The 6408-nt window shown below is 67.7% G+C and carries 8 protein-coding genes and 1 tRNA gene; 7 read left to right on the top strand and 2 right to left on the bottom strand.

Annotated features, from left to right (window positions below):
- The coding region (locus AC6EI8_RS23115; protein WP_498382980.1) for a c-type cytochrome at positions 1 to 505 on the bottom strand (505 nt) is incomplete at its 3' end.
- 365 nt (positions 506 to 870) lie between these two features.
- On the opposite strand from AC6EI8_RS23115, the gene AC6EI8_RS23110 reads away from it, so the two are divergent.
- Positions 871 to 946: transfer RNA gene (locus AC6EI8_RS23110), tRNA-Arg, on the top strand.
- 91 nt (positions 947 to 1037) lie between these two features.
- Here the strand turns inward: AC6EI8_RS23110 and AC6EI8_RS23105 are convergent.
- On the bottom strand, positions 1038 to 1766 hold the full coding sequence (locus AC6EI8_RS23105) for a class I SAM-dependent methyltransferase (protein WP_265632980.1): 729 nt from the start codon (positions 1764 to 1766) through the stop codon (positions 1038 to 1040).
- A 190-nt stretch (positions 1767 to 1956) separates the two neighbouring features.
- Between AC6EI8_RS23105 and AC6EI8_RS23100 the strand changes: the two genes are divergently transcribed.
- The 6 genes from AC6EI8_RS23100 to AC6EI8_RS23075 all read left to right on the top strand — a co-directional run.
- Positions 1957 to 2331: a VOC family protein gene (locus AC6EI8_RS23100; RefSeq protein WP_150082029.1), complete on the top strand. Its 375-nt coding sequence runs from the start codon at positions 1957 to 1959 to the stop codon at positions 2329 to 2331.
- 61 nt (positions 2332 to 2392) lie between these two features.
- On the top strand, positions 2393 to 3082 hold the full coding sequence (locus AC6EI8_RS23095) for a helix-turn-helix transcriptional regulator (protein WP_265632979.1): 690 nt from the start codon (positions 2393 to 2395) through the stop codon (positions 3080 to 3082).
- Positions 3083 to 3318: 236 nt separating this feature from the next.
- Entirely contained in the window at positions 3319 to 4014 is a 696-nt protein-coding gene (locus AC6EI8_RS23090) for an MOSC domain-containing protein (RefSeq protein ID WP_498382979.1), read from the top strand.
- 125 nt (positions 4015 to 4139) lie between these two features.
- Positions 4140 to 4538, top strand: a complete 399-nt coding sequence (gene arfB / locus AC6EI8_RS23085; protein ID WP_150082026.1) for an alternative ribosome rescue aminoacyl-tRNA hydrolase ArfB — start codon at positions 4140 to 4142, stop codon at positions 4536 to 4538.
- A gap of 316 nt (positions 4539 to 4854) precedes the next feature.
- Positions 4855 to 6057 carry an MFS transporter gene (locus tag AC6EI8_RS23080; protein WP_226107765.1) on the top strand — a complete coding sequence of 401 codons (1203 nt, stop codon included), beginning with the start codon at positions 4855 to 4857 and terminating at the stop codon, positions 6055 to 6057.
- Positions 6058 to 6125: 68 nt separating this feature from the next.
- The coding region (locus tag AC6EI8_RS23075; protein WP_498382981.1) for a type 1 glutamine amidotransferase family protein at positions 6126 to 6408 on the top strand (283 nt) is incomplete at its 3' end.

Below are 6408 nucleotides of genomic sequence, written 5' to 3'. Positions count from 1 at the left end.
CCGGCGCGGCGGGCTCCTGCAGCTTGCCGCCGGCCGAGTTGACCAGATGCACCATCGCGCGGGCCAGCTCGTAGTCGGCGAAGTCGTCCGGCGAGGTGCCGGCACGCGGCGGCATCGCGCCCTTGCCGGCAATCACAGACTTCATCAGGCCGTCGTAGCCCTGGCCGAGACGGGCGCTCCAGTCGCCGGCCGCACCGAACTTCGGTGCACCGGCCGCGCCAGTGGCGTGGCAGGCCGCGCAGACGGCGGTATAGACCTGTTCGCCGGTCTTGAAGACGCGCGGGGCATTGGGATCGCGCAGCTCGAGCGAGGCAACCGGCTTGATGCGGTCAACCACCGCTTCCGCCGTATCGGTGGAGCCGGCGCCTTCCGGGCCACCGTAGCCGACGAAGCTGACCAGCAGGATGATCACGGTGATCGGCACCACGAAGGCGGCAATCACCACAGCGATCAGCTGCTTCGGGGTCTTGATGGGAGACTCGTGTTCGTTATGGACGTCGCTCATGCTGAACTCTCGATTTTGCAGGAAACCCGTGACCGCTCCGCTTGGCGGCCTTTCGTTGGTCCGTGTCTTGGGCCTGACTGCCGCCCCCTCCGCGCATCCGAGTCTGCCGAGCCTGACAGCCACACCCCATGCCGCCTGGCCCGCCGTCCGTGTGGACGAGACGCAGCCCCGCTTTTGCGCAAATAACGGGCGATTATAGCCGTAAAGCCCCTCCCGATGGCGCGAAAAGCGCCTCGGACGAAACCCGTAGGCCCGGGGAAAACGTGCGCCGGCATGGACGCGCTACGGCAAACGCGGTATCCTATGCGACTTTCCGACGGCGGCATTCGCCGCAGTCGACCCGCGCGGCTCCCGCCGCATCTCGTGCGCCCGTAGCTCAATGGATAGAGTACTGCCCTCCGAAGGCAGGGGTTGCTGGTTCGATCCCAGCCGGGCGCGCCAAGTCCCACAACGGTTTCCGGCTTTTTCTCCGTCCTGCCCTTGAGGCGCAATGCACTTGCACTGCACCTGGATTGCACCGACGCGCGATCGTCTATCGCGCTACGGCGACCAGAAGCATCATCGGCCGTTCCATTTCTTCTTCCAGGCCGGGATTCGATTCGATTTGCTCGGCCGACGGTGCAAATTCCTCGACGGCCCGGATCGTGAACCCTGCTCGTATCAGCGTATTGAGCGTGGTGCCGATCGTCCTGTGGTACTTCAACACGCCTTTCGCGAACCAGTCGGTCCGTCGTTCGCCCTCGACCGAATAACGATTGACCGGCCACGTCTTGCGACCCTGCTCATCGACCATCCAGTGTGGATTGGAGGCGGCCATGAAAACCGGATGTTCGATGGTGAACACCATGCTTCCCCCTGGCGCGAGGGCGCGATAAATCATCCGGGCCAGCCGCTCGAAGTCCTCGACATAGTGAAACGCCAGCGCGCTGTAGGCGAAATCAAAAGCCGCCTCTGGCAATTCGACGGTCTCGATATCCGCGATCCGATATTCGATGTTGGGATCGGTGGTGTCCGCTTTTGCCCGCGCCAGCATGTTCTCGGAAATATCAAGTCCAAGAACCGATGCGGCGCCTTGCCCGCGCATCCATCTCGATGCCCACCCGAAACCACAACCGAGGTCGACGACACGCTTCCCTGCCAGACCGGGGAGCATCGCCCGGATGGCCGGCCACTCGGGAGCGCCGTCAAGGCCATGCACCTGGCGAGGTAACTGGCTGTAGCCATGAAAGAAATCCGGGTTGTCGTAGATGTTCTGCGCCATGATGAAAACCAGAATGTCGTCGCGGTCGTGCCAGTTTAGTGCGATCGATGCCCCCGCCCCCGCCCCCGCCTCCCGCTTCTCGCTTCTCGCGTATCCGTCGGATACCCACCGCCACCATCCTCCTGACACCACGCTGTCAGCAGCCCCCTCGCAAACTGCGGTCTCCTTCAACGACCACCGAGGTGGCATCATGCAAAACGTTCTGATCAACTGGCTGGAAATTCCCGTCGTCGACATGGGCCGGGCCGTGCAGTTCTACGAGCGGGTATTCGAGACGCAGCTGCGCCGCGAGACGATGAGCGAAATCGATATGGCAATCTTTCCGCATTCCCATTCGGGTGGCGCGCTGGTGGCCGGCGAGGGTTTTCGGCCGAGTACCGAGGGCAGCCTGCCTTATCTGCATACGCCAGCGCTCAATGAGCTGCTGGGCCGGGTGGCCGCTGCCGGTGGCAAGACGGTGTTCGGGCCGATGGAGCTGCCGGACGAGATCGGCCGGATCGCCCATATCATCGACAGCGAAGGCAACAAGATCGGCCTGCACGAGCCCGTGCCGGCCAACCGCTGACCGTGTGACCCTGGCCTGACTCCCCTGACTGACTCCCTGCCTCACTCACTGACTCACGCCAATGAGCCGCCGCGCCGACCGACTGTTCCAGATCGTCCAGGTCCTGCGTGGCCGCCGCCTGACGACGGCGGCGCTGCTGGCGCAGCGGCTCGGCGTGTCGGAGCGCACGGTTTATCGCGACATCCAGGCGCTGTCGATATCGGGCGTGCCGATCGAGGGCGAGGCCGGGATCGGCTATCGGCTGCGGGCGGACTTCGACGTGCCGCCGTTGATGTTCTCCGGCATCGAGGTCGAGGCGCTGGTGGCCGGCCTGCGGATGCTGAAGGCCTGGGGCGGTGGTGCGCTCGCCGCCGCGGCCGATCCGGCGCTGGAGAAGCTGGTGGCGGCGCTGCCGCCGACGCGCCGGCTGTCGGCGCAGCAGAGCCGGGTCTTCGCGCCGGCCTATATGCACGACAGCAAGGTCCGCGAGGCCTTCGACGTCGTCCACGGCGCCATGGGCGAGCAGCGGCTGCTGCGGCTCGATTACTGCGACGCACAGCAGCGACTCACGGAACGCGTGGTGCAGCCGCTCGGCCTGTTCTTCTGGGGCAATGTCTGGCTGCTGGCGGCTTGGTGCACCGCGCGCGAGGACTATCGCAGCTTCCGGCTGGATCGCTGCCGGGCGATCCGGATACTCGACGACCATTTCCACGAGACGCCAGACCGTTCGCTGAACGGCTTCCTGAAGGCGGTGAAGGCGACCGGCTACTGAGGAGGGGGTTGAGCCGCGGCAGCGTTCTCCACGAGGCGCCAAACTGTTCGCTGAATGGCTTCCTGACGGCGGTGAGGGCGACGGATTACTGAGCAGTGCCCTGCCACTCTGCGCTGTCCCCATACGCTCAACGCCCGCGCAGCGTTCCGGTGTTCGGCGCTACACTTGCCGGCTCGATGTCCGCCGGTGCGCCACCGGCGTCGATCCCTACCCATCACCGTCAAGGAGAGTCCGCCGTGAGCCCGTCCCAGGTCACGATCCGCGCGGTATTGACCGGCACCGCCAAGCCCTACGGCATGCCAGCCAAGACCGGCAAGCAGAGCGCGATCGACAAGCATCCCGTCGGCGCACCCGTCGCGGTGGATACGCTTGGACTGCACGGCGACGAGCAGGGCGACCGCCGCATCCACGGCGGGCCGGAGAAGGCGGTCCATTGCTATCCGTGGCAACACTACGCGAACTGGCGGCACGACATCGAACCCTTGCCGGTGCTGGCGCGCGCTGGCGCGTTCGGCGAGAACCTGAGCTGGGCGGGCGGCGACGAGCATGACGTCTGCCTTGGCGACGTCTGGCGGATCGGCTCGGTGACCCTGCAGGTATCGCAGCCGCGGCAACCGTGCTGGAAGCTGAACGTGCGGTTCGGCCGCGACGACATGTCGGCGCTGGTGCAGCAGAGCCTGCGGATTGGCTGGTATTTCCGCGTGCTGGAGCCCGGCAGGCTGCAGGCCGGCGACGCCGCGGTGCTGCTGGAGCGGCCGCACGCCGACTGGTCGGTGGCGCGCCTGGCCGGCCTGGTACGTGACCGCGAGACCGATCCCGCGCTGCTCGACGCGGTGCTGGCGTTGCCGCTGGTCGATTCGTGGCGGCGGCTGTTCGAGCGCCGGCGCCAGAGCGGCGCGGTCGAGGACTGGACCGCAAGGATGCGGGGGTAGCGGGCTCACTGCCAAGGCCAGCCACCGTCCTGGCCGGAACTTTGCCCAATGCGCGCCGGCCTGACCTTGAAGCGCGCCATCACGCCGTCATTGCCCCATTGCCGCGTTGCCCTTATTGATCGACCATGCCCGCCGTCATCCCCCACCACGAGTACCAGATCACCGCGATCCGCGCCCAGGGGGCGGGCGGGCAGAACATCAACAAGGTGTCGAACGCGGTGCATCTGCGTTTCGATATCCGCGCGTCCTCGCTGGCCGAGGACCACAAGCAGCGCCTGCTGCAACTGCACGACCACCGCATCACGCGCGACGGCGTGATCGTGATCAAGGCGCAGCAGCATCGCAGCCTCGAACTCAATCGTGACGAAGCGGTGCGGCGCCTGCATGAGCTGGTCGACAGCGTCGCCGTGCCGCCGGCGGTACGGCGTCCGACGCGGCCGACGTTTGCGTCGAAGCTGCGGCGGCTGGAGGGCAAGACCCAGCGCAGCCAGATCAAGGCCTTGCGCGGGCGGGTGGCGGAGTAGGGCGGCGGCACGTCCCTCACTCCTCGCTCCTTCGCCGCCTCACCTCTCGCCCCTCGCACCCGCGGCCCTCGTCCCTCACCCCTCACCCCTCGGGCTTTCGGCGCTCCTCCCTCACCGCGTCGCTCCTCGCGCCCTCGGCCCTTCGCCGTCGCCCCTTCGGCCCTTCGTCCGCCCCTCGGCTCTTCGCCCTCGGCCTTCGCACCTACCCCCGCCCCTTGGCAGAAATCCACGGATCGTTGTCCGAAGGCCAGGCGGCGGGACTTTTAAGCTCGGTGGCATCCCTGCGAATGGCCAGGGCATCCCGAGGAAAGTCCCGATGAAGCCGATGTCCCCGATGACCCATGCCCGCGTGCTGGCGATCTGCCAGGCGCTGTTCACCTCCGCCCTGTCCGTCGACCTGACGCTGACCGGCCTGGTCGGCTACACGCTGGCGCCCGACAAGGCGCTGGCCACCGTGCCCTTCGCCCTTATCACGGTGGCCTCGGCGGTGACGGCGATCGCCGCGGCCTTTCTGATCGAGCGGCTCGGGCGGCGGCTGGCCTTCTGCCTGGGCGGGATCGCCTGCACCGCGGGCGGGCTGATCTCGGTCTGGGCCATCGCCCATCACGATTTCCTGGCCTTCTGCGCCGGCACCGCGCTGGTCGGCGTATTCCAGGCCTTTGCCCGCTTCTATCGGCTGGCCGCCGCCGATGCCGCGCCGGTTGCCGACAAGCCGCGCGCGATCTCCGCCGTGCTGACCGGCGGCGTGGTCGCCGCGGTCTGCGGTCCGGCCATCGCCGCCTGGTCGACCGACCTGATGAGCCCGCTGCCATTCGCCGGCTCCTACGCCGTGGTCGCGGCGTTCGGCGTGGCGACGGTGCTGCTGCTGGCGTTTGCCTATCGCGAGCCGCCTCCGCCGCCGGCCGGCAGCAACCCCGAGTCGCAATTGCCGGCGCGTCCGCTGGGCGAGATCGTGCGCCAGCCGGTGTTCCTGGCGGCCTTCGCCAACAACGGCATCGGCAACGCGGTGATGATGTTCGTGATGACGGCCACGCCGATCGCCGCGGTGGCCTGCAACCACACCATCGCGCAGGGCGCGCAGATCATCGAATGGCATCTGGTCGGCATGTATGCGCCGTCCTTCGTGTCGGGCTGGCTGCTGCAGCGCTTCGGCAATCCGGCGATGCTGATCGCCGGGATCGGGCTGTCGGCGCTGTCCAGCGTGATCGCGCTGGCCTCGACCTCGCTGCCCGCGTTCTACGTCGCGCTGCTTTGCCTGGGCGTCGGCTGGAATTTCATGTTCGTCGGCGGCACGACGTTGCTGACCAGCAGCTATCGCGATGCGGAGCGCGCGCGGACGCAGGCGGTGGCGGAGTTCTCGACCGCGGTGCTGACGGCGGTGGCCACGCTGGCGGCCGGCCAGATCCTGCACCACTACGGCTGGGATGCGGTGAACCTGGCGGCCCTGCCGGCGCTCGCCGTGGCGCTGCTGATCACGCTGGGCTGGCAGCGGCGCAGCCGGGCGCTGGCGCCGGTATGATCGGCCGCATCCCGGTCTTCACGCTCGCCCTGGCGAGAACCTTGCCCGACATGCCCAAGCCCACGTCCATGCCCAGCCATCTGCATTCCGTCCCCGACACGCCGCGCGTGGTGCTGATCGTCGCGCCGGACCCGGCCCAGGAACTCGACGTGACCGGTCCAACGGCCGTGTTCGGGCAGGCCAACCGCCTGTCGGGACGGCCCAATCCCGCCTATCAGATCCGCATCGCCAGCGTCAGCGACGATGCGGTGATCCGGACCGAGAGCGGCATCCGGCTGCTGGCCGACGCGCCGTTCCACCGCATCGCCGAGACGCTGCCCGGCCCGATCGACACGCTGCTGCTGGCGGGCG

This window comes from Cupriavidus sp. R6-3, from assembly GCF_059772245.1.
This window is presented reverse-complemented; position numbering and strand designations above follow the sequence as displayed.